We start from the raw sequence: 18,868 nt of genomic DNA on the forward strand, positions 1-18,868 counted from the left end.
CGTCAGGCGATCAGCCAGATGACGAAGAAGGCGATGATGAAACACGCCACCGCGCCCCATTTCAGCATCCCGATCACGCGATCGTAGGTCGAGACGCGCGCCTTCATCTCCGAGGGTAGGGCAGCCATGAGGGTCCTCTTCTAACGATGTCGTTTCAGGTCCGACCCTATGCACGCCCACGCGCGCTGGCAACGGGCGATCTGCGCGCGCCGGCATGTCTAATCATGGGACGGTTTAAGCTCAGCTTTACCCCATTACGCTATTTACATGCTCGAAAGACCGTTCGGGGACGAGAGAATGACGCGCAACGGGCAGCGCTTATTGATGCTGATCGATGAGGAACCAGCGCAGCGGCGGCTGGTCGCGGCGCTGGCCGCGCGCGGCGGGTGGCGGACGCTCTTCGCGAACGACGGCGAGATGGCGCTGGCGATGCTGGGCACGCACGAGGGGATGCAGCTCGACGCGATCCTGCTCGATCACTGGTCGGACGATGCCGCCGCCGCCGCGCTGATCGCGGAGCTGCGCGCCAATCGCCCGTCGTTGCCGATCCTGATGCTGACCGCGAACGGATCGGTCGCGCATGCGGTGTCGGCGATGCGTGCGGGCGCGACCGATTTCCTGGTCAAGCCGCTGGCGCCCGAGCGGCTGCTCCAGGCACTCGACGCGGCGGTTGCCGGTAGCGCGACGGGAGAGCTGCGCCCATTGACCGAGAAGATCCCCGCGATGCTCGGCTTCGACGAGATCGTCGGCTCCGCGCCCGAGTTTCGCGCCGCGCTCGCCATCGCTGCCAAGGCGGCGCGCGCTCGCGTCTGCGTGCTGATTGAGGGCGAGGCGGGCGTCGGCAAGGAAGTGGTGGCGGAGGCGATCCACAACGCGTCCCCGCGTGCCCGCACGCCGATGGTCACGATCGACTGCGGCGCACTGCCCGCCAATCTGATCGAGAGCGAGCTGTTCGGACACGAGAAAGGCGCGTTCACGGGCGCGTTCGAGCGCAAGATCGGCAAGTTGGTCGAAGCGGACGGCAGCACGGTGTTCCTCGACCATGTCGACGCGATCCCGCTCGACGCGCAGGCGAAGCTGCTCCACGTGCTGCAAACCGGCGAGGTCCACCCGATCGGCGCGCGCCACCCGCGCGAGGTCGACGTGCGCGTGCTGGCGGCGAGCGACAAGAACCTGGCCGAGGAGGTCGAGGCCGAGCGGATGCGCGAGGACCTGTTCTACCGCCTGAATGCAGTGCAGGTCGCGATCCCGCCGCTGCGCGCGCGCCCGGGCGACATCCCCGCGCTGTCGCGCCACCTGCTCGCGCGGATCGCCGGGCAGCCTGGCCTGCGCGAACTGGGGATCACCGACGATGCGCTGGCGCTGCTGGTCGACTATCACTGGCCCGGCAACGTGCGGCAATTGCAGGATGCGCTGTTCCGCGCCGCGGTGCTGTGCGAGGGCGACGCGCTGACCCGCGCCGACTTCCCGCAGATCGCGCAACTGGGCGGGCGGGCGATGCGCGGGACCAAGCCGGTCGCGCAGTCGGGCGGTGTGACGCTGTTCCTCGCCGACGGCAATCTGCGCCCGCTGGAGCAGATCGAGGCCGACGTGATCCGGCTGGCGATCGGGCATTATCGCGGGCGGATGACCGAGGTCGCGCGCAGGCTCGGCATCGGGCGGTCGACCTTGTACCGCAAGCTGAGCGAATTGGGGATCGACAGCGCGGCGTGACCGGCTGCTAGAATAGCGGCATGGCCAGGCATATCCTCATCACCGGCGCAGGCTCCGGCATCGGGCTCGCCTGCGCGCAGCATTATGCGGCGCACGGCGCGGAGCGGCTAGTGCTGGTCGATCGTGATGACGCGGCGCTGGCGCGGGTCGATCTGCCTGTCGCGGTCGATCGCATCGTCGGCGACGTGCGAGACGAGGCGCTATGGGATCGTGCGGCGCCGCTGCTCGCCGGGATCGACGCGGCGGTGGTCAACGCGGGCGTGGCTGGCGCGGGTGCGATCACCGACCTGTCGCTTGCCGAGTGGCAGCGGATCACCTCGGTCAATCTCGACGGCGCGTTCCTGACGCTGCGTGCCGCGATGCGCACCATGAAGGATACAGGCGGCGCGATCGTCGCGACCAGCTCGGCCGCCGGGATCAAACCCGAGGCGGGTGTGTCCGCGTATGGCGCGTCGAAGGCGGCGTTGCTCCACCTGGTCAAGGTCGCGGCCAAGGAAGGTGCGCCCGACCGCATCCGCGTCAACGCGGTCGCACCAGCGGGTGTCGAGACGCCGGTGTGGGACGCGGTGCCGATGTTCGCGGACCGCGTGGCTGAGATAGGGCGCGATGCAGCCTTCGCGGAACTGGCTGCAATGGCGACGCCACTCGGCCGCTATGCGAAGCCTGAGGAGATTGCGGCGCAGATCGCGTTCCTGCTTTCCGACGCCGCGGCGCTGATCACCGGCGCAACGCTGGTATGCGACGGCGGCTACACGCTCTAGTCTACCAGAGCACGCCCTTCTCCGGCTGGAGCGGCTTGGGCGCCTCGTCGCCGATCGACTGCAGCAGGTCGATCTCGATCGTGCGGCACATGCCCGTCAGCGGCACGTCGTGGACGGTGTTGGCGAACGGATCGACCAGATCCTCGCCGATCGCGAGCACGGCGAGGAACATCAGGCTCGCCACCGTCGAGCCGAGCGGGGTCGCGTAGCCGAGCGTCTCGACCAGCCCGATCGGCAGCAGGATCGCGAAGACGTGCGTGAACAGCGTCGGCAGGAAACGGTACTGGTTGGGTAGCGGCGTGTTCTTGATCCGCTCCATGCCGCCTTGCGCATTGGCGATGTCGACCAGCACCGCCTCCATCTGCGTCTGCTGGATCGTGTCGATCCAACCGTTCTGCCGCGCGATGTCGATGCGACGACCGGTGCCGTCGAGCAGGCCGTTGGCGGTGTTGACGCGTTCCAGCGAGGGATGCGCCTCGTCCTCCGACAGATATTTCAGTACGACCTCGTCGACCGGCTGCTTGCGCAACTGGCAGCGCAGCGCGTTGACGTAGGCGATCTGGCGCAGGACGATCGTGCGGATCATGTCGCGCGCTTGCGGGTCGGGCAGGAAGTTACGCGCCGCGCGCGCGATGTTGCGCGACGCGTTGATCATCGCCCCCCAGAGCGTGCGCGCCTCCCACCAGCGGTCGTAGGCCGAGTTGACGCGAAAGCCGAGGAACAGCGCCAGCACCGAGCCGAACAGCGTCAGCGGCAGCGATGGCGCGCGAAACGGGAAGCGCATGTAGATGATCGTGACGATCACGTCCCAGATGAACAGGACGGTGAGCGGTTTCCAGACTTCGAGGAAGATCTGCTTGGCGCGGGGAACGGAGGTGACGATCATGACGCGCCCATAACCGGCGGACGCGCAATCGGATGCATGGTTATTGCCCGAAGGCGCCCGCAGAAACGTATTGAAACGGCCCGATCGGAAAGCGACAATCAGGCGGCAAGACCGCAGCCAAGTTTGCGCCGCTGGCTAGCTGACGAGCGCGCGGTCGCGCAGGCCGCGCCACACGCGCAGCGCCTGCACGGTCTCCGCCACATCGTGGACGCGCAGCAACTGCACCCCGGCTTCCGCCCCCTTCAACGCGAGCGCGACCGATCCGCCGAGCCGCTCGGCCACCGGCGCCTCGTTCGACAGCGCGCCGATCAATCGCTTGCGGCTGGCACCCAGCATGACCGGGCAGCCGAGCGCGTGAAAGATGGTCAGGTTGTTGATGAGCGCGAGATTGTCCGACAGCGACTTGCCGAAACCGATGCCGGGATCGACCATGATCCGCGCGCGGTGGACGCCGCCTGCCACCACCGCGGCGATGCGCGCCTCCAGCCAGTCGAACACCTCCGTCACGACATTGGCGTAGCCGTGGCCGCCGTGCGGACCCGATTTCGGATCGGGCGAATGCATCAGGATGACGGGTGCACCGCTGCGCGCAACGACCTCGATCGCGCGATCGTCCCACAACAAGGCCGCGACATCGTTGACGATGGCCGCACCCGCCGCGAGTGCGGCCTCCATCACCACCGCCTTGCGCGTGTCGATCGAGACGAGCACGCCCGCGGCGGCAAGCCGCTCGACGACGGGCGTGACGCGCCGCGCCTCGTCCTCTTCCCACACCAGTGCCGCGCCGGGGCGGGTCGATTCGCCGCCGACGTCGACCAGCGCCGCGCCCGCGCCCGCCATCGCAACGCCGGCGGCTGCGGCGGCTACTGGATCGTCGACGCGCGCGCCGCCGTCCGAGAAGCTGTCGGGGGTGACGTTCAGGATGCCGGCGACCTGCGGCTGGTCGAAGCGCAGCGTGCGAGGCCCAAGCTGCCACGCCGGCCGCGGCGCGGTGACGCGCGCGTGGAGCGTCGCGGCGCGCTCACCCAGTCCGCCTACTTCAGACACCGGCACGGTGAAGCGCCGCCCGGCGTCGAGCACCTCGTACGCCGCGAACCACTGCATCCCGCCCGCGAGCCGCGCGACCGCACCGTCGTCGTGTGCGGCGGGGGTATCGACGAACTGGACCGGGCGCAGGTGCATCGCGGACCTCTACGGCTGCGTGGCGAGCAGGTAGGTCTGCCTGACCGCGTCGATCGGCTGGAGCGCGCCGTCGACCTCGTGGTGCCAGAAGGTCCAGCCGTTGCACGCCGGCGCGTTCTGCACGCCCGCGCCGAGCTTGTGGATCGATCCGCTGGCGCCGCACGCTGACAGCAGGCTGCCATCGGCGCGGACGGTGGCGGTGAAGCGGCGCTTGGCGTCGAACAGCACCGTGCCGGGGTTCAGATAGCCGTTCTCCACCAGCACGCCGAACGCGACCTTGGGTGCGCTGCGCGGGCTCTGCATCGTCGCCAGCGCCGATTCGTCGAGCGGCAGCGCGGCGGCGATCCGCTCCATCGCTGCGTCGACGTAAGCAAGCTCACGCTCGATCCCGATCCAGCGCCGCCCGAGCCGGCGGGCGACCGCGCCGGTGGTGCCGGTGCCGAAGAACGGGTCGAGCACGACATCGCCGGGCTTGGTCGAGGCAAGCAGGATGCGGTAGAGCAGCGCCTCGGGCTTCTGCGTCGGGTGAACCTTGACCCCGCCCTTCTTCAATCGCTCCTGCCCGCCGCAGATCGGGAATTCCCAGTCGGAGCGCATCTGCAATTCGTCGTTCAGCGTCTTCATGCTGCGATAGTTGAAGGTGTATTTCGCCTTCTCGCCCTTTGACGCCCAGATCAACGTTTCGTGCGCGTTGGTGAAGCGGGTGCCGCGGAAATTGGGCATCGGATTGGCCTTGCGCCAGACAATGTCGTTGAGGATCCAGTAGCCGAGATCCTGCACCGCCGCGCCGACGCGGAAGATGTTGTGGTAGCTGCCGATCACCCACAGCGTCCCGTCGTCCTTCAGGATGCGCCGCGCCTCGGTCAGCCACGCGCGGGTGAAGGCGTCGTAGGCGGCGAAGCTGTCGAACTTGTCCCAATCGTCGGTGACCGCGTCGACGTGGCTGCCGTCAGGACGGTTGAGGTCGCCGCCGAGTTGCAGGTTGTAGGGCGGATCGGCGAAGATCATGTCGACCGATTTCGCGGGCAGCGCGCGCATCGCGGCGACGCAATCGCCCATCACGATCTGGTCGAGCGGCAGCACCGACTCCGCCGCGTCGATCGCGCGCCCAGGCCGCGCGACCTTCGTTAACACACCCATCACCCAGGCCCCCTTGAACGACCCCTATCGTGCGGGAAAGCAGGACTCCGTCAAGCACACTTTGTTGACGAGGATGGTTGAGGCTTCGTCAACGCGGCGGAACGGAAGCGGACCGCGGCCAGATGTTGAGTCAAACCGCTGCGCGCAGACTCTAGCGGTTGTGGTGTGGCTCGAAAGACTCAGCCGCGCCGCCACGTGCGAACGGCAGTTCGGCCTGCGCGACGGGTGCGAAGCTGCGACGGTGAATCGGCGCGGGCCCGTGCTCGCGCAGCGCGCGCAGGTGCGCGGCGCAGCCATAGCCCTTGTTCGAATGCCAGCCGTAATGCGGGTAAGCCTCCGCGTGCGCGATCATGATGCGGTCGCGCGTGTGCTTGGCGACAATCGACGCGGCGGCGATCGAGGTGCTGACCGCGTCGCCGCCGACGATCGGCGTCGCGGCGTAGCGCCAGCGCGGCAGGCGGTTGCCGTCGACCAGCACGTGGCCGGGCACGTGGCCGAGCAGCGCCGCCACCTGATCGACCGCGAGCGTCATCGCCTTCATCGTCGCCCAGTAGATGTTCAGCCGGTCGATCTCGTCCGCCTCGACCACGCCGATGCCGACCACCGCGCAGCCCAGCAGCCGGTCGTGGAGCCGCTGGCGCTCGGCCGCGGGCAGCTTCTTCGAATCGTTGATGCCGCGCGGGATGCCCTTTGCCGGCAGCACAACGGCCGCGGCGACGACGGGACCGGCGAGCGGCCCCCTGCCCGCCTCGTCGACACCCGCGATTGGGGGCAGGCAGAGTTTCTCGTGTTTCAGCCCCGGCATCAGACGCGCCACGGCGGAAAGCGGCGATACTCGCCCGCGGTGTAGAGGCGCAGCGCGTTCCCGGCAGGGTCGGTGAGCGACGCCTCGCGCCAGCCCCACGGCTGGTCGACCGGATCGGCGATCGCGATCCCCGCAGCACGCGCAGCCGCCACCGCAGCGTCGAGATCGGCGACCTCGAGATAGACGATCGCGCCCCCGCCAATCTCGGTGGCGGCTTCGACCGACAGCGTGGTTCCGCCCGCACTTTCAAACCGCGCATAGCGGCCGCCGCTGTCGACGATCCGGGTCAGCCCGAGCGTTTGGTAGAAAGCGACGCTGGCGGCATGGTCGGTTGTCGGCAGCGTGACCTGGTTGAGCGTCGGGCGCTCACCCGGCACGTCGCGGACCTGCGCATGACCCATCGGCCCGTGCCCGCGGCCCAGCCCGGGTGCTTGCCGCAACGCCAGGCGAACGAACAGGCGCGCGCGCGCGATCGCTTCGTCCAGCGCAAGACCGCGCCCCAGCCCCTCCGCGATCGCGCTTGCCAGCGTGCAGCCGGTACCGTGCGTGTGGACCGTGTCGATGCGCGCGCCGGACCAGCGCGTGACCGCGCCGTCGGGCGAGAACAGGCGGTCGACAATCGTGTCGCCCTCCGCATGGCCACCCTTGACCAGCAGGTGCGTGTTGACGCGCGCGGCGTAGGCGGACGCTTCTGCCTCGATCGCGTCGTCACTCAGGTCGGCCCGCCCGCACAGCACGCGGAACTCGGGGAGGTTGGGCGTGACGAGCGTGGCGAGCGTCGCCAGCCGCTGCATCGCCGTGATCGTGTCCGCGTCGGCGAGCACCGCGCCGCTCGTCGCGACCATGACGGGATCGAGCACGATTTGCTCGCCGTAGCGACCGCTGTCCAGCTCGTCGGCAACCGCGTGCGCGACTTGGGCACCGCCAAGCATGCCGATCTTGACCGCATCGACGCCGAGGTCATTGGCGACGCAGGCCATCTGCTGCACGACAAAGGCGGGCGGGACCGGGTGGATGCCCTCGACCCCCAGCGTGTTCTGCGCGGTGAGCGCGGTGACGGCGGTCATCGCGTGGCCGCCGAGCATCGTCACCGTCTTTATGTCGGCCTGGATTCCGGCACCGCCGCCCGAGTCCGAGCCGGCGACCACGAGGATGCGCGGGATCGTCATGCGGCGAAGTTGAGAAAGTTGACACTCACGCGCGTGATCTCAACGTCGCGTGAACAAGGGTTGGTGACCATGCGGGCGCGCTAGCGGCAAGGGTGCGGGAAGGACAGCGCCGCCGCTCAGTGCGCGCGGGCATGGCGGGTGGTGGAGGCGGGGTGTTTCGCCAGCAACTTGCCGACGCGCGCCGGCCGGTCGAGCAACTCGCCACCGCAATCCGGGCATCGCTCGTCGAGCGCGTCGGCGCAATCGGCGCAGAAGGTATTCTCCAGCGAACAGATGAACGCGCCGCCCTCATCGGCGGGCAGGTCGACACCGCAGCGTTCGCAATCGGGGCGCATCTCGAGCATGGGCCGGAGATAGCGTGGCGGCGTCGCGGGGGAAAGATAGTGGCTAGACGCTTGTGCCGATGTCATGTGGTGGGAAGTGGCATGGCGGCTTCTCGGCTGTACCATTGTTGAAACCGCTACTACCGTCGTCTCATGGATGTCTCCGGTCTTATTGTGATCCCGCTCGCGGCCATGATCACCGCGTGCTGGGTAGTCGCTGCGGCCTTCTTGTCGAAAAATGGACCGGGTTTTCGAACTCCATTCCTTTTGTCCTTCGGGCTGGGCGTGCTGTTCATGGAGCCTTGGAGGATGGCGGCGTGGCAAGAACTCGGCATGTTCGCCGTCATGCTTGTTATGCTCGCTCTATGGGCTGCCGCCGGATGTATCATTGGCGGCATTCCTGCTTTGCTAATCGTGGCTCTTGTTAGAAAGCTGCGGCAGCGCTTCGGACGTCAATGAGTGGCGGCAATCGGAAGCGAAAACGCCCTCGAACTGCCAGCTATTGTTCGGCAACGGACGTTCACCCACTTGCCTTGCCTTGGCCGTGCCCCGGCCGCGCAACGCAGCCGGGACGCACCCTTCACGCCGCGCGTCGGACCGCGTCGCAGATCGCGTCGACGATCTGTTCGACCTGCGCGCGATCGTCGCCCTCCGCCATGACGCGGATGACGGGTTCGGTGCCCGAGGGGCGGATGACGAGGCGGCCGGTGTCGGCGAGTTCGGCCTCGGCGCGCGCGATCTCGGCCATGACCGCGTCATGCTCGAGCGGCTTGCCGCCGGCGAAGCGGACGTTCTTGAGGATCTGCGGTACCGCCTCGAAGCGGTGGAGCACTGCGCTGGCGGGCCGTCCCGCGCGCTTGACCTCGGCGAGTACCTGGAGCGCGGCGACGAGGCCGTCGCCGGTGGTGGCGTAATCGGACAGGATGATGTGCCCCGACTGCTCGCCGCCGACATTGTAGCCGCTGCTGCGCATGCGTTCGAGCACGTGGCGGTCGCCGACCTTGGTGCGCACGAGCCCGAGGCCGTGCTGCGCCAGGTGACGTTCGAGGCCGAGATTCGACATGACGGTGGCGACGAGGCCGTTGCCCTTCAACCGTCCGGCGCGCGCCCAGCCCTCGGCGATCGTCGCCATCAGCTGGTCGCCGTCGATCACGCGCCCGCGCTCGTCGACGACGATCAGGCGGTCGGCGTCGCCGTCGAGGGCAATGCCGATGTCGGCGCGCGTTTCCAGCACCTTGGCCGAGAGTGCGGCGGGGTGGGTCGAGCCGATCTTGTCGTTGATGTTGAGGCCGTTGGGCGTAACGCCGATCGAGATCACCTCCGCGCCCAATTCCCACAATGCCTCGGGCGCGACGCTGTAGGCGGCGCCGTTGGCGCAGTCGACGACGACGCGCAGGCCGTCGAGGCGCAGGTCGGCGGGAAAGGTCGTCTTGGCGAAGTGGATGTAGCGGCCGCGCGCGTCGTCGATCCGCTTGGCGCGGCCGATCTCGGCCGGCTGCGCCAGTTCGGCGTCGTCACCGTCGATCAGCGCCTCGATCGCTTCCTCGTCCTCGTCCGACAGCTTGAACCCGTCGGGGCCGAACAGCTTGATGCCATTGTCGCCGAACGGATTGTGACTGGCCGAGATCATCACGCCCATGTCGGCGCGCATCGACGCGGTCAGCATCGCGACCGCGGGGGTCGGAATCGGGCCGACGAGCGTTACGTCCATGCCGACGCTAGTGAAGCCCGCCTGCAGCGCGCTTTCCAGCATATAGCCCGACAGGCGCGTGTCCTTGCCGATCACGACGCGGTGGCGGTGCTGCCCGCGCAGGAAGTGGCGACCCGCCGCCATGCCGACGCGCATCGCCATTTCGGCGGTCATCGCACCCGCGTTGGTAAGCCCACGTATGCCGTCGGTGCCGAAATACTTTCTTGCCATCACGCCTTCCATCCGCTTGCGCTGCTGGGCTCCATAACGAGTGCCGATGAAAAGGGCGATAATGTCGCAGGCGACCCGAATATTACTCTCGCTCATCGTCGGATTGTCGGCGGGGATCGCCCTCGCCGCCTTCGCGCCCGCTTACGTGCCGGGCGTGGCGAGCGTGGCGGAGCCGATCGGCTCGGCGTGGCTCCACGGACTGCAGATGACGATCGTGCCGCTGGTCGTGTCGCTGCTGGTGACGGGCGTTGCCGCGACCGCAGAGGCCGCGAAGGCCGGGCGGCTCGCCGCGCGCGCGATCGCGCTGTACGTCGTTCTGCTGTTCTGCTCGGCGGCGGCGGCAGCGGTGCTGACGCCGTTGTTCCTCGAACTGGTGCCGCTGCCCGCTGCATCGGCGGCGGCGCTCAGGTCCGCGCTGACGGGCGCGCAGGCGATCCCGGAGGTGCCGCCGCTGGGCGAGTTCCTAGCCGGCGTGGTGCCGTCGAACGTGGTGAAGGCGGCGGGCGACAATGCGTTCCTGTCGCTGATCATCTTCACGCTCGTGTTCGCGTTCGCGCTGGGTCGGATCGAGCCCGAGCTGCGCGTGCTGCTGACCAAGTTCTTCACCGCGCTGCGCGACACGATGCTGGTGGTGATCGACTGGGTGCTGTGGATCGCGCCGGTCGGCGTGTTCGCGCTGGCGCTGGTGGTCGGCGCGCGCGCAGGCACGGGCGCGTTCGGGGCGCTGGTGCATTATATCCTGACCGTGGTCGCGGTCGGCGTGGTGGTGTCGCTGTTCGCCTATCCACTCGCGCTATTGGGTGCGCGCCTGCCGCTGGGGCGGTTCGTACGCGCCGCGCTGCCGGCGCAGGTGGTGGCGATCAGCACGCAATCCTCGCTCGCGTCGCTTCCCGCCATGCTGGAGGGCACGCGCGCGGCGGGAGTGCCGGTGCGCGTCGGCGGCGTAACCTTGCCGCTGGCAGTCGCGGTGTTCCGCGCGACGGGGCCGGCGATGAACCTGGCGGTCGCGATCTACGTCGCGCGCTGGTTCGGGGTCGAGCTGACCTTCGGCACGATCGCGACCGCGACCGTGGTCGCGACGCTCACCTCGCTCGGATCGGTCAGCCTGCCGGGCACGGTCAGCTACGTCAGCGCGATCGCGCCGGTCGCAGCGACGCTGGGCGCGCCGGTCGCGCCGCTGGGCCTGCTGGTCGCGGTGGAGACGATCCCAGACATCATCCGCACCGTCGGCAACGTGACGATGGACATCGCCACCACCGCACTGCTCGGCCGCGGCGCCGAACCGGTGGAGGACGACGAACTGGTGGAGCTACCCGCTGCTTGATTGACGACGTGGCGGAAACGACTTATTGACACCCTTGTCAGTAAGGAGTCGACTCATGGCTACCCTTCCCCCGTTTCCGGGCACCGACGGCAAGCGCGACTGGCGCAGCGCGATCGATGCGATCAGAAAGCTGATGAACAACGGCGACGACACGCAGCAGGTGTTCCGCATCATGCGCGCGCTGAACGTCGGAAACGCGCCGCAGAATTATGCGCGGCTGATCGCGACCGAGAAGGGTGGCCGCATCGCGCAGGACCATGTCGAGCTGGCCGAGCGCTTTACCGATCCCGCCTTCGTCGCGAGCTTTGCGCCGGACACGGTCGGGGCGGCGTACCGGCACTTCCTAGAGACGACGGGCTATTCGGCCGACGGACTGGTAGCGGTCAGCAAGCTCCAGCCCGACGAGGACGACATGGTGCACCCCTACGCGTGGATGGGGCGGCGCATTCGCGACACGCACGACATCTGGCACGTGCTGACCGGCTATCAGGCGGACGAGAGCCTGGGCGAGGCGGCGCTGGTCGCGTTCAGCTACGCGCAGGTCGGCGGGCTCGGCTGGGCGTTCATCGCAGGCGCCGCGTCGCTGAAGAGCCTGAACGTGACCAAGGGGACGCTGTTCGCGCGCGCCGTGATCGAGGGCTATCGCCACGGCCGCGCGGCGAAGTGGATCTCGGGCGAGGACTATCTCGAGCTGCTGCACGAACCAATCGACGCCGCGCGCCGGCGGCTGAACATCAAGGAGCCGGTCCAGTATCGCCGCGCGCAGCGTGAGCTGGGCCCGGCGATGGCATCGTATCTGAGCGCGCAGAAGGCGCGCGCGGCGGAGCCGGAGCGGTTGGCGGCGTAACGTCAGCAACAGCCGCCGCGCGGCCATCCCGGCCGGGCGGTGGACCGATCGGCACGCCGCGGTTCGTGCCGGGGTGTCGTGGTCCGGCAAAGCGCGCTACGGACACGCGCGATGCTCTCGCGGCTGGTGCTCACCGACTTTCGCAATCACGCGGACCTGCAGCTGTCGCCGGCGCGCGGGTTCGTTGTGCTGACGGGGCACAACGGCGCGGGCAAGACCAACGTGCTGGAAGCGGTGTCGCTGCTGGCGCCCGGCCGCGGCCTGCGCCGCGCGAGTCTGTCGCAGATGGCGCGCAGCGACGGGCCGGGCGGGTTCGGAGTCGCGGCGACGCTGATCGACGGAGTCGAGATCGCGACGGGCACGCTGGCGACCGCGCCCGAGCGCCGCGTGGTGCGCGTGAGCGGTGCGAACGCGAGCGCGGGCGCGCTGGCCGAGCGATTGTCGGTGCTGTGGCTGACGCCGGCGATGGACCGGCTGTTCGTCGAGCCCGCGGGCGAGCGGCGCCGCTTTCTCGACCGGTTGACGCTCGCGCTCCATCCCGGTCACGCGGCCGAGACGCAGCGCTACGATCGCGCGATGCGCGACCGTAACCGGCTGCTGGCGGAGGACGCGCCCGAGCCCGCCTGGCTCGACGCGCTGGAGGCGCAGATGGTGCGGCACGGATTGGCGCTCGATGCGGCGCGGCGCACCAGTGTGGCGGCGCTGGAGGAACGGTTGCGCGACGCGCCGACGCTCGATTTCCCGCGCGCGTCGATCGTGCTGGAGGGATGGTCGGACGACGCCGACGCGTTCGCCGCCGCGCTGCGTCAGGGTCGTGCGCGCGATGCCGCGGCGGGTCGCGCCTTGGTCGGTCCGCACCGCGTCGACCTGTTGGTCACGCACGTTGACAAGCAGGCGCCCGCCGCGCTCGCTTCCACCGGCGAGCAGAAGGCGTTGCTGCTCGGCATGGTGCTGGCGCATGCCGAACTGGTGGCGGAGCGGCGCGGGGCAGCGCCGGTGCTGCTGCTCGACGAGGTCGCCGCGCACCTTGACCCGGCGCGACGCGCGGCGCTGTTCGCGCGATTGTCGGGGCGCGGACAGGTGTGGATGACGGGCACCGAGCGCGCTTTGTTCGACGCGGCCGAGAATGCGATGCACGTCGCGCTGTGATCTACGCGCCGATCCTGCGCGCGCCGGGCCGATGGCGGAACGCAGCCGGACCTGAGCCGGTTGAACGATCGACCGGGCGCGGCGTACCGGCGGACGGGTCGAAGTGGATGCGCATGATCGATGTCTTTGCGAACACATTCGTGATGCGGCGCACGGCAAGGATGGCGCGTCATCGAGCCTGACACCGCACCTGTCATGCCGGCCGTAGGTGACGACGCGGCGGTGCAGCCGCGGTCGGAGTGGCGGCGCGGCTGGCGCGTCGTCGTCGCCGCGCTGCTGGGTGCAGGGTTCGGACCCGGATTGTACCAGAATCTGTCCAGCCTGTTCACGCCCGGATTGGAGCGCGAGTTCGGCTGGTCGCGCGGGGATATTTCGACCGCCGCAGGGTTAGCGCTGATCGGCGTGCTGATCGCGCCCTTCGTCGGGCGCGTGGCCGACCGCGTCGGCGTACGCCCGGTGATCGTCGCGTCGTCGGCAGTGCTGGTCGCGGCGTATCTGTTATTGGCGAGCGTCGGCGGCGCGATCTGGCATTATCAGGCGTGCATCGTGTTGCTGGTGCTGGCGGTGCCGGGGACGAGTAGCCTCGTTTATGGCAAGATGATCGCGCTGCGTTTTCGCGAGCATCGCGGCACCGCGCTGGCGATCGCGACGTCGGGACTGGCGGTGATGACGATCGTTGCCGCCCCCGCGCTCGGCTGGGTGATCCAGAGTTGGGGCTGGCGACGCGGCTTCGTCGCGCTGGCGCTGGCGAGCGCGGCGGCGCTGCCCGTCATCCTGTTGGTGATCCGCGCATCGTCGTCGGTCGTGCAGCCGACGATCGTGGACGACGGCACACCTCCTGTCATCGTCGCCGGCATGACCGCGGCTCAGGCGCGGCGCGATCCGCGGTTCTGGCGCATCGTCGTCGGCGCGATGCTGGTCAATCTGGCGACCACCGGGCTCGTTACGCAGATTGTGCCGCTAGGGCTGGAGATGGGGCTGGACAGTACGGAGGCGTCGGTGCTGCTGACCGCGTTCGGGGCAAGCGCGATCGCGGGGCGGCTGCTGATCGGCGCGTTGATCGACCGTTATCGCCCGCAACCCGCCGCCGCCGCCTTCGCGCTCGTCTCCGCGCTCGCCTTCATCGGGCTCGCCTGGGGTTCGTCGAACGTGGGCATCGCGCTCGCGCTGGTGTTCCTGGCCGGTCTGATGAACGGGGCGGAGAACGACCTGCTGCCGTTCCTGGCCGCGCGGTTGTTCGGGCTACGCGCGTTCGGCGAGATCTATGGCAGCGCGATGCCGCTGACACTGGTCGGGACCGCGATCGGCATCATCGGCTTTGGTCGGTTGCACGATCTGTTCGGCAATTACGACGCGGCGCTGATCGCGGGCGCGGTCGCGCTGCTGGGTGCGGGCGGGTGCTTCCTGTCGCTGCGCGATCGTTCGCTGCCGGCCGATCCGGTGAACCTCGGCTGACGATTTCGGCCAACCCAGGTTAAACCGAATACCGCCATACGCGTTCGCCTGCGGGGGTTTTGCAGGAGTATGTTCGCGTGAAACAACTGTCTTTTCTGATCGCCACGGCGGCGACACTGGCCACCACTGCTGCCTTGCCGGCGACGGCGCAGGGCCGCTGGGATTACCGCCCCGGCGACTACCGCCTGGTCGGCGCGGGCGTCCGGTTGCTGTTCCCCGAATTGCGCAACAGCGCACGCGGGCAGGCGTTCGTCATGCGCAACTTCGACTATAATCGCGACGGCCGCGTCCAGCCGCGCGAGGCGGAAGCCGCCAACGACGCCTTCGTCGCGATCGCGGGACCAAACCGCGCGCGCTACGCCTGGCCCGCCGCCGACCGCGTGACGGTGATCGAGGAAACGCGCGTGGTGCCGGGGCGCGGTGGATGGGATCGTCGCGCGATGCACGATTACGGGTTCCGCCAGACCCCGCGCGGCGCGACGCTGACGCTGCAGGAAGACGTGCTGTTCGCGACCGATAGCGACCGGCTGCGTCCCGGCGCGATCGAGAAATTGCGCCCGCTCGCCGGCTATCTGCGCGACAATCCGGGCGTGCGCGTTGCGATCGACGGCTTTACCGACTCGCGCGGCACCGCGGCGCACAATCAGGACCTGTCGGAGCGTCGCGCCGCGAGCGTGCGCGCGGCGTTCGACCAGATGGGCGTGACCCGCGCGCGCTTCTCGGTCGTCGGGCACGGCGAGCGTGATCCGGTCGCCACCAACGCGACGGCGGCGGGGATGCGGCAGAACCGCCGCGTCGAGGTGACGCTGCTGGGTCGCCGCGCGAGCGAGTTCGCGCGCTACTGAGCGGACGGGACGCTTCCGCCCTCTCAAGGGTGTGAAGCGTCCCATTTCGCTTCCGTTCCGGGCGCGAAATCCCTACATGCTTGATATGGCAAGCGACCCGCAGAACAGCAATTCCAACGAATATGGCGCCTCCTCGATCAAGGTGCTCAAGGGCCTCGACGCGGTGCGCAAGCGGCCGGGCATGTACATCGGCGACACCGACGACGGATCGGGCCTGCACCACATGGTGTTCGAGGTCTCGGACAACGCGATCGACGAGGCGCTGGCGGGGCATTGCGACCGCATCGACATCCAGCTGAACGCCGACGGGTCGGTCAGCGTGACCGACAACGGCCGCGGCATCCCGACCGGCATCCACCCCGAGGAAGGCGTGTCGGCGGCCGAGGTCATCATGACGCAGCTGCACGCGGGCGGAAAGTTCGAGAACACGAGCGATACCAACGCGTACAAGGTATCGGGCGGTCTGCACGGCGTCGGCGTCAGCGTGGTCAACGCGCTGTCGGAGTTCCTCGACCTCACGATTTGGCGCGACGGGCAGGAGCATTACATGCGCTTCGCGCACGGCGATGCGGTTGCGCCGCTCAAGGTCGTCGGTCCGGCCGAGGAAGGGCAGAAGGGCACGCGCGTCACCTTTCTCCCCTCACCTTCCACGTTCAAGATCACCGAGTTCGACTTCGAGAAGCTGGAGCACCGCTACCGCGAGCTCGCCTTCCTCAACTCGGGCGTGCGTTTGTTCCTGACCGACGCGCGGCACGAGGAGCCCAAGTCGGTCGAGCTGTTCTACGAGGGCGGGATTGCCGCGTTCGTGAAGTATCTCGACCGCAACAAGACGCCGCTGATGCCCGAGCCGATCGCGATCAACGGCAACCGCGACGAGGTCGGCATCGACGTCGCGCTCGAGTGGAACGACAGCTATTACGAGAACGTGCTGGCGTTCACCAACAATATACCCCAGCGCGACGGCGGTACCCACATTGCCGCGTTCCGCGCCGCGCTGACGCGCACGCTCAACAATTACGCCGACAAGACGGGATTGTTGAAAAAGGAAAAGGTCACGCTGACCGGCGACGACATGCGCGAAGGGCTGACCGCGATCGTGTCGGTCAAATTGCCCGACCCGAAATTCTCGTCGCAGACCAAGGACAAGCTCGTCTCTTCCGAGGTGCGCCAGCCGCTGGAAAGCCTGATGGCGGACAAGCTGGCCGAGTGGCTGGAGGAAAACCCCGCGCACGGCCGCGCGATCATCGGCAAGGTGATCGACGCCGCAGCCGCGCGCGAGGCGGCGAAGAAGGCGCGCGAGCTCACCCGGCGCAAGGGCGTGATGGACATCGCCTCGCTCCCCGGCAAGCTGGCCGACTGCCAGGAGCGCGATCCCGCCAAGTCCGAGCTGTTCCTGGTCGAGGGCGATTCCGCGGGCGGTTCGGCCAAGCAGGGCCGCGACCGGCATTTCCAGGCGATCCTGCCGCTCCGGGGCAAGATCCTGAACGTCGAGCGCGCGCGCTTCGACCGGATGCTCGCCAGCCGCGAGATCGGCACGCTCATTCAGGCGATGGGCACGGGCATCGGCCGCGACGACTTCAACCTCGCCAAGCTGCGTTATCACAAGATCGTCATCATGACCGACGCCGACGTCGACGGCGCGCACATCCGCACGCTGCTGCTGACGTTCTTCTATCGCCAGATGCCCGAGATCATTGAGGCCGGTCACCTCTTTATCGCGCAGCCGCCGCTCTACAAGGCGACCAAGGCGCGCAGTGAGGTGTATCTGAAGGACGATGCCGCGCTCGACGATTACCTGGTCGAAGCGGGCGTGGGCGCGACGATGCTGGAGACAGCGGGCGGCACGCGCTTCGACGCCGACCTGCGCGTGCTGGTCGACCATGCGCGGCGGATGCGGACGCTGATGCGCTACGTGCCCAGGCGCTACGACCCGGCGATCATCGAGACGCTGGCGCTGGGCGGCGCGCTCGACCCCGAGGCTTCGCGTGAGCAGCGTGTGGCGGCGGTCGCCGAGGTGACGCGCCGTCTCGACCAGGGCGATACCGAGGCGACGTGGAGCGCGCAGGTGACCGAGGAAGGCGGCATCCACTTTCAGCGGCTGTGGCGCGGCGTCACCGACCACCACATCGTCGAGGCGGCGTTCCTGTCCTCCGCCGAGGCGCGCAAGCTCCACACGCTCGCCGCCGAACAGGCCGAGGCTTACGCGCAGGCAGCAAAGCTGGTGCGCTCGAAGTCGGCGGCAGCGGACGTGGTCGAGGCACCCGCCGATGCCGAGCAGACCGACGAGAATGGCGAGGAGACGGTGACCGTCGGCAAGGGCGAGACGCTGGTCGCGCGGCCGTCGCAGCTGCTCGACGCGATCCTGCTCGCCGGGCGGCGCGGGCTGTCGATCCAGCGCTACAAGGGGCTAGGCGAGATGAACGCCGAGCAATTGTGGGAAACGACGCTCGATCCGTCGAACCGCTCGATGCTGCGCGTCGAGATTGCGGCGGCGGATGCGGCGGACGACATTTTCACGCGTCTGATGGGCGACGTGGTCGAGCCGCGGCGCGAGTTCATCCAGGACAACGCGCTGTCGGTCGCCAACCTCGACGTGTGATCCGGAAGCGGGACGTGTGGCATGAGCCGTCCCGCTGCCGTGGCTGATGCCTCGGCTCGCCGTCAGGTGATTGTGCCGGTCTTTGCTGAGTGCGCGATGCGTCGAATAGGAGGTGACGGGCCTTCTCGCTGGAGCGCCATCGCGCTGTCACTTGTCGGCACGAACCAGATCAGCGCGTCGGCAAGAACGGTGATAAGTGTTCCGGCATCTGTGGCGCATGCCGCTTCCACTCTCTTGTAAGCGCACCAAGCAAGCGGCGCCCTGCTGCCGCGGGGGAGTTCCCCAGTCCTCTCCCTGTCCTCTCCGTAGGGCAAGGATAGACGCTGAGGAATCTGTGGTCCGCTGCCTCGCTCTCGCGAGCGCCAGAGCAGGGCGACGTCGTCAGCCGCGGTAACCCTTGAAACGAACAGCTAGGGCTGAGACTCAATCAGAGCCAGAAGGCGATTGCGGTTGCGATGGCGACGCCTGAGAGGAAGTTGGCGGCGAGTTTGTCGTAGCGGGTGGCGACACGGCGGAAGTCTTTGAGACGGCAGAAGGCGTTCTCGATGAGATGCCTGCCACGGTATCGGTCCTTGTCGTAGCGGATAGTGTGTTTGCGGCTTCGTCGTCCGGAAATAACAGGAACGCCTCCAGCATCGCGGAGCGAGCGGCGCAGCCGGTCGGCATCGTAGCCTTTGTCGGCAAGGAGGTAGCGCATGCGACCGGCTTGTTTGAGGAGCGCAGGTGCCGCTTTCACGTCGCTGACATTG

18 protein-coding genes are annotated in these 18,868 nt (G+C 68.4%); 9 read left to right on the top strand and 9 right to left on the bottom strand.

The window, feature by feature from the left end; genetic code table 11:
- Nucleotides 1-2: 2 nt before the first annotated feature.
- Entirely contained in the window at nucleotides 3-128 is a 126-nt protein-coding gene (locus tag BMW51_RS13355; RefSeq protein WP_245708525.1) for an aa3-type cytochrome c oxidase subunit IV, read from the bottom strand.
- Between the two features lie 169 nt (nucleotides 129-297).
- On the opposite strand from BMW51_RS13355, the gene BMW51_RS13360 reads away from it, so the two are divergent.
- Nucleotides 298-1,713 (top strand): sigma-54-dependent transcriptional regulator, encoded by a 1,416-nt coding sequence (locus BMW51_RS13360; protein WP_093007234.1) that lies wholly within the window; start codon nucleotides 298-300, stop codon nucleotides 1,711-1,713.
- Between the two features lie 20 nt (nucleotides 1,714-1,733).
- Nucleotides 1,734-2,474 (top strand): SDR family NAD(P)-dependent oxidoreductase, encoded by a 741-nt coding sequence (locus BMW51_RS13365; protein WP_093007236.1) that lies wholly within the window; start codon nucleotides 1,734-1,736, stop codon nucleotides 2,472-2,474.
- 1 nt (nucleotide 2,475) lies between these two features.
- Here the strand turns inward: BMW51_RS13365 and BMW51_RS13370 are convergent, their stop codons facing one another.
- From BMW51_RS13370 to BMW51_RS13395, 6 genes are all read right to left on the bottom strand, one after another.
- Nucleotides 2,476-3,360: a bestrophin family protein gene (locus tag BMW51_RS13370; protein WP_093007238.1), complete on the bottom strand. Its 885-nt coding sequence runs from the start codon at nucleotides 3,358-3,360 to the stop codon at nucleotides 2,476-2,478.
- Nucleotides 3,361-3,495: 135 nt separating this feature from the next.
- Nucleotides 3,496-4,542, bottom strand: a complete 1,047-nt coding sequence (gene folP / locus BMW51_RS13375) for a dihydropteroate synthase (protein WP_093007239.1) — start codon at nucleotides 4,540-4,542, stop codon at nucleotides 3,496-3,498.
- 9 nt (nucleotides 4,543-4,551) lie between these two features.
- Nucleotides 4,552-5,682 (bottom strand): site-specific DNA-methyltransferase, encoded by a 1,131-nt coding sequence (locus BMW51_RS13380; RefSeq protein WP_093007241.1) that lies wholly within the window; start codon nucleotides 5,680-5,682, stop codon nucleotides 4,552-4,554.
- A 151-nt stretch (nucleotides 5,683-5,833) separates the two neighbouring features.
- Nucleotides 5,834-6,487 (bottom strand): ribonuclease HII, encoded by a 654-nt coding sequence (locus BMW51_RS13385; protein ID WP_093007319.1) that lies wholly within the window; start codon nucleotides 6,485-6,487, stop codon nucleotides 5,834-5,836.
- Complete coding sequence (gene thiD / locus BMW51_RS13390; protein WP_093007243.1) at nucleotides 6,487-7,656, bottom strand: bifunctional hydroxymethylpyrimidine kinase/phosphomethylpyrimidine kinase; 1,170 nt, start codon at nucleotides 7,654-7,656, stop codon at nucleotides 6,487-6,489. Before thiD ends, BMW51_RS13385 begins: the two co-directional genes overlap by 1 nt.
- Nucleotides 7,657-7,772: 116 nt before the next feature.
- Complete coding sequence (locus BMW51_RS13395; protein ID WP_093007245.1) at nucleotides 7,773-8,000, bottom strand: DUF1272 domain-containing protein; 228 nt, start codon at nucleotides 7,998-8,000, stop codon at nucleotides 7,773-7,775.
- Between the two features lie 132 nt (nucleotides 8,001-8,132).
- Here BMW51_RS13395 and BMW51_RS13400 point away from each other — a divergent pair, with 132 nt between their 5' ends.
- A complete protein-coding gene (locus tag BMW51_RS13400) occupies nucleotides 8,133-8,438 on the top strand; it encodes a hypothetical protein (RefSeq protein WP_093007247.1) in 306 nt (101 codons plus the stop codon).
- A 121-nt stretch (nucleotides 8,439-8,559) separates the two neighbouring features.
- Here the strand turns inward: BMW51_RS13400 and glmM are convergent, their stop codons facing one another.
- The gene (gene glmM, locus BMW51_RS13405; RefSeq protein ID WP_093007321.1) at nucleotides 8,560-9,900 is read right to left on the bottom strand and encodes a phosphoglucosamine mutase; all 1,341 of its coding nucleotides are present in this window, start codon (nucleotides 9,898-9,900) and stop codon (nucleotides 8,560-8,562) included.
- A gap of 61 nt (nucleotides 9,901-9,961) precedes the next feature.
- On the opposite strand from glmM, the gene BMW51_RS13410 reads away from it, so the two are divergent.
- The 6 genes from BMW51_RS13410 (at nucleotide 9,962) to gyrB (ending at nucleotide 18,119) form a co-directional block, all read left to right on the top strand.
- Nucleotides 9,962-11,224 carry a dicarboxylate/amino acid:cation symporter gene (locus BMW51_RS13410; RefSeq protein WP_093007249.1) on the top strand — a complete coding sequence of 421 codons (1,263 nt, stop codon included), beginning with the start codon at nucleotides 9,962-9,964 and terminating at the stop codon, nucleotides 11,222-11,224.
- 55 nt (nucleotides 11,225-11,279) lie between these two features.
- Nucleotides 11,280-12,071 (top strand): Coq4 family protein, encoded by a 792-nt coding sequence (locus tag BMW51_RS13415; protein WP_093007251.1) that lies wholly within the window; start codon nucleotides 11,280-11,282, stop codon nucleotides 12,069-12,071.
- A 111-nt stretch (nucleotides 12,072-12,182) separates the two neighbouring features.
- Nucleotides 12,183-13,220 carry a DNA replication/repair protein RecF gene (gene recF, locus BMW51_RS13420; protein WP_093007253.1) on the top strand — a complete coding sequence of 346 codons (1,038 nt, stop codon included), beginning with the start codon at nucleotides 12,183-12,185 and terminating at the stop codon, nucleotides 13,218-13,220.
- 195 nt (nucleotides 13,221-13,415) lie between these two features.
- Nucleotides 13,416-14,675, top strand: coding sequence for an MFS transporter (locus tag BMW51_RS13430; RefSeq protein ID WP_093007257.1), 1,260 nt, complete (start codon nucleotides 13,416-13,418; stop codon nucleotides 14,673-14,675).
- 77 nt (nucleotides 14,676-14,752) lie between these two features.
- Nucleotides 14,753-15,520: an OmpA family protein gene (locus tag BMW51_RS13435; protein WP_177171681.1), complete on the top strand. Its 768-nt coding sequence runs from the start codon at nucleotides 14,753-14,755 to the stop codon at nucleotides 15,518-15,520.
- Between the two features lie 85 nt (nucleotides 15,521-15,605).
- A complete protein-coding gene (gene gyrB / locus BMW51_RS13440; protein WP_093007259.1) occupies nucleotides 15,606-18,119 on the top strand; it encodes a DNA topoisomerase (ATP-hydrolyzing) subunit B in 2,514 nt (837 codons plus the stop codon).
- Between the two features lie 427 nt (nucleotides 18,120-18,546).
- On the opposite strand, the gene BMW51_RS13445 is transcribed toward gyrB, so the two are convergent.
- Nucleotides 18,547-18,868 (bottom strand): transposase (locus BMW51_RS13445; protein ID WP_143051867.1); only part of this gene is annotated, 322 nt, incomplete at its 5' end.

This window comes from Sphingomonas palmae (assembly GCF_900109565.1).
In the GTDB taxonomy this organism is placed as follows: domain Bacteria; phylum Pseudomonadota; class Alphaproteobacteria; order Sphingomonadales; family Sphingomonadaceae; genus Sphingomonas; species Sphingomonas palmae.

Bases quoted from the DNA above. Each gene is read 5' to 3' on its own strand.
- BMW51_RS13355 (WP_245708525.1), bottom strand. From the start codon at position 128: ATGGCTGCCCTACCCTCGGAGATGAAGGCGCGCGTCTCGACCTACGAT.
- BMW51_RS13360 (WP_093007234.1), top strand. From the start codon at position 298: ATGACGCGCAACGGGCAGCGCTTATTGATGCTGATCGATGAGGAACCA.
- BMW51_RS13365 (WP_093007236.1), top strand. From the start codon at position 1,734: ATGGCCAGGCATATCCTCATCACCGGCGCAGGCTCCGGCATCGGGCTC.
- BMW51_RS13370 (WP_093007238.1), bottom strand. From the start codon at position 3,360: ATGATCGTCACCTCCGTTCCCCGCGCCAAGCAGATCTTCCTCGAAGTC.
- folP (WP_093007239.1), bottom strand. From the start codon at position 4,542: ATGCACCTGCGCCCGGTCCAGTTCGTCGATACCCCCGCCGCACACGAC.
- BMW51_RS13380 (WP_093007241.1), bottom strand. From the start codon at position 5,682: ATGGGTGTGTTAACGAAGGTCGCGCGGCCTGGGCGCGCGATCGACGCG.
- BMW51_RS13385 (WP_093007319.1), bottom strand. From the start codon at position 6,487: ATGCCGGGGCTGAAACACGAGAAACTCTGCCTGCCCCCAATCGCGGGT.
- thiD (WP_093007243.1), bottom strand. From the start codon at position 7,656: ATGACGATCCCGCGCATCCTCGTGGTCGCCGGCTCGGACTCGGGCGGC.
- BMW51_RS13395 (WP_093007245.1), bottom strand. From the start codon at position 8,000: ATGCTCGAGATGCGCCCCGATTGCGAACGCTGCGGTGTCGACCTGCCC.
- BMW51_RS13400 (WP_093007247.1), top strand. From the start codon at position 8,133: ATGGATGTCTCCGGTCTTATTGTGATCCCGCTCGCGGCCATGATCACC.
- glmM (WP_093007321.1), bottom strand. From the start codon at position 9,900: ATGGCAAGAAAGTATTTCGGCACCGACGGCATACGTGGGCTTACCAAC.
- BMW51_RS13410 (WP_093007249.1), top strand. From the start codon at position 9,962: ATGTCGCAGGCGACCCGAATATTACTCTCGCTCATCGTCGGATTGTCG.
- BMW51_RS13415 (WP_093007251.1), top strand. From the start codon at position 11,280: ATGGCTACCCTTCCCCCGTTTCCGGGCACCGACGGCAAGCGCGACTGG.
- recF (WP_093007253.1), top strand. From the start codon at position 12,183: ATGCTCTCGCGGCTGGTGCTCACCGACTTTCGCAATCACGCGGACCTG.
- BMW51_RS13430 (WP_093007257.1), top strand. From the start codon at position 13,416: ATGCCGGCCGTAGGTGACGACGCGGCGGTGCAGCCGCGGTCGGAGTGG.
- gyrB (WP_093007259.1), top strand. From the start codon at position 15,606: ATGGCAAGCGACCCGCAGAACAGCAATTCCAACGAATATGGCGCCTCC.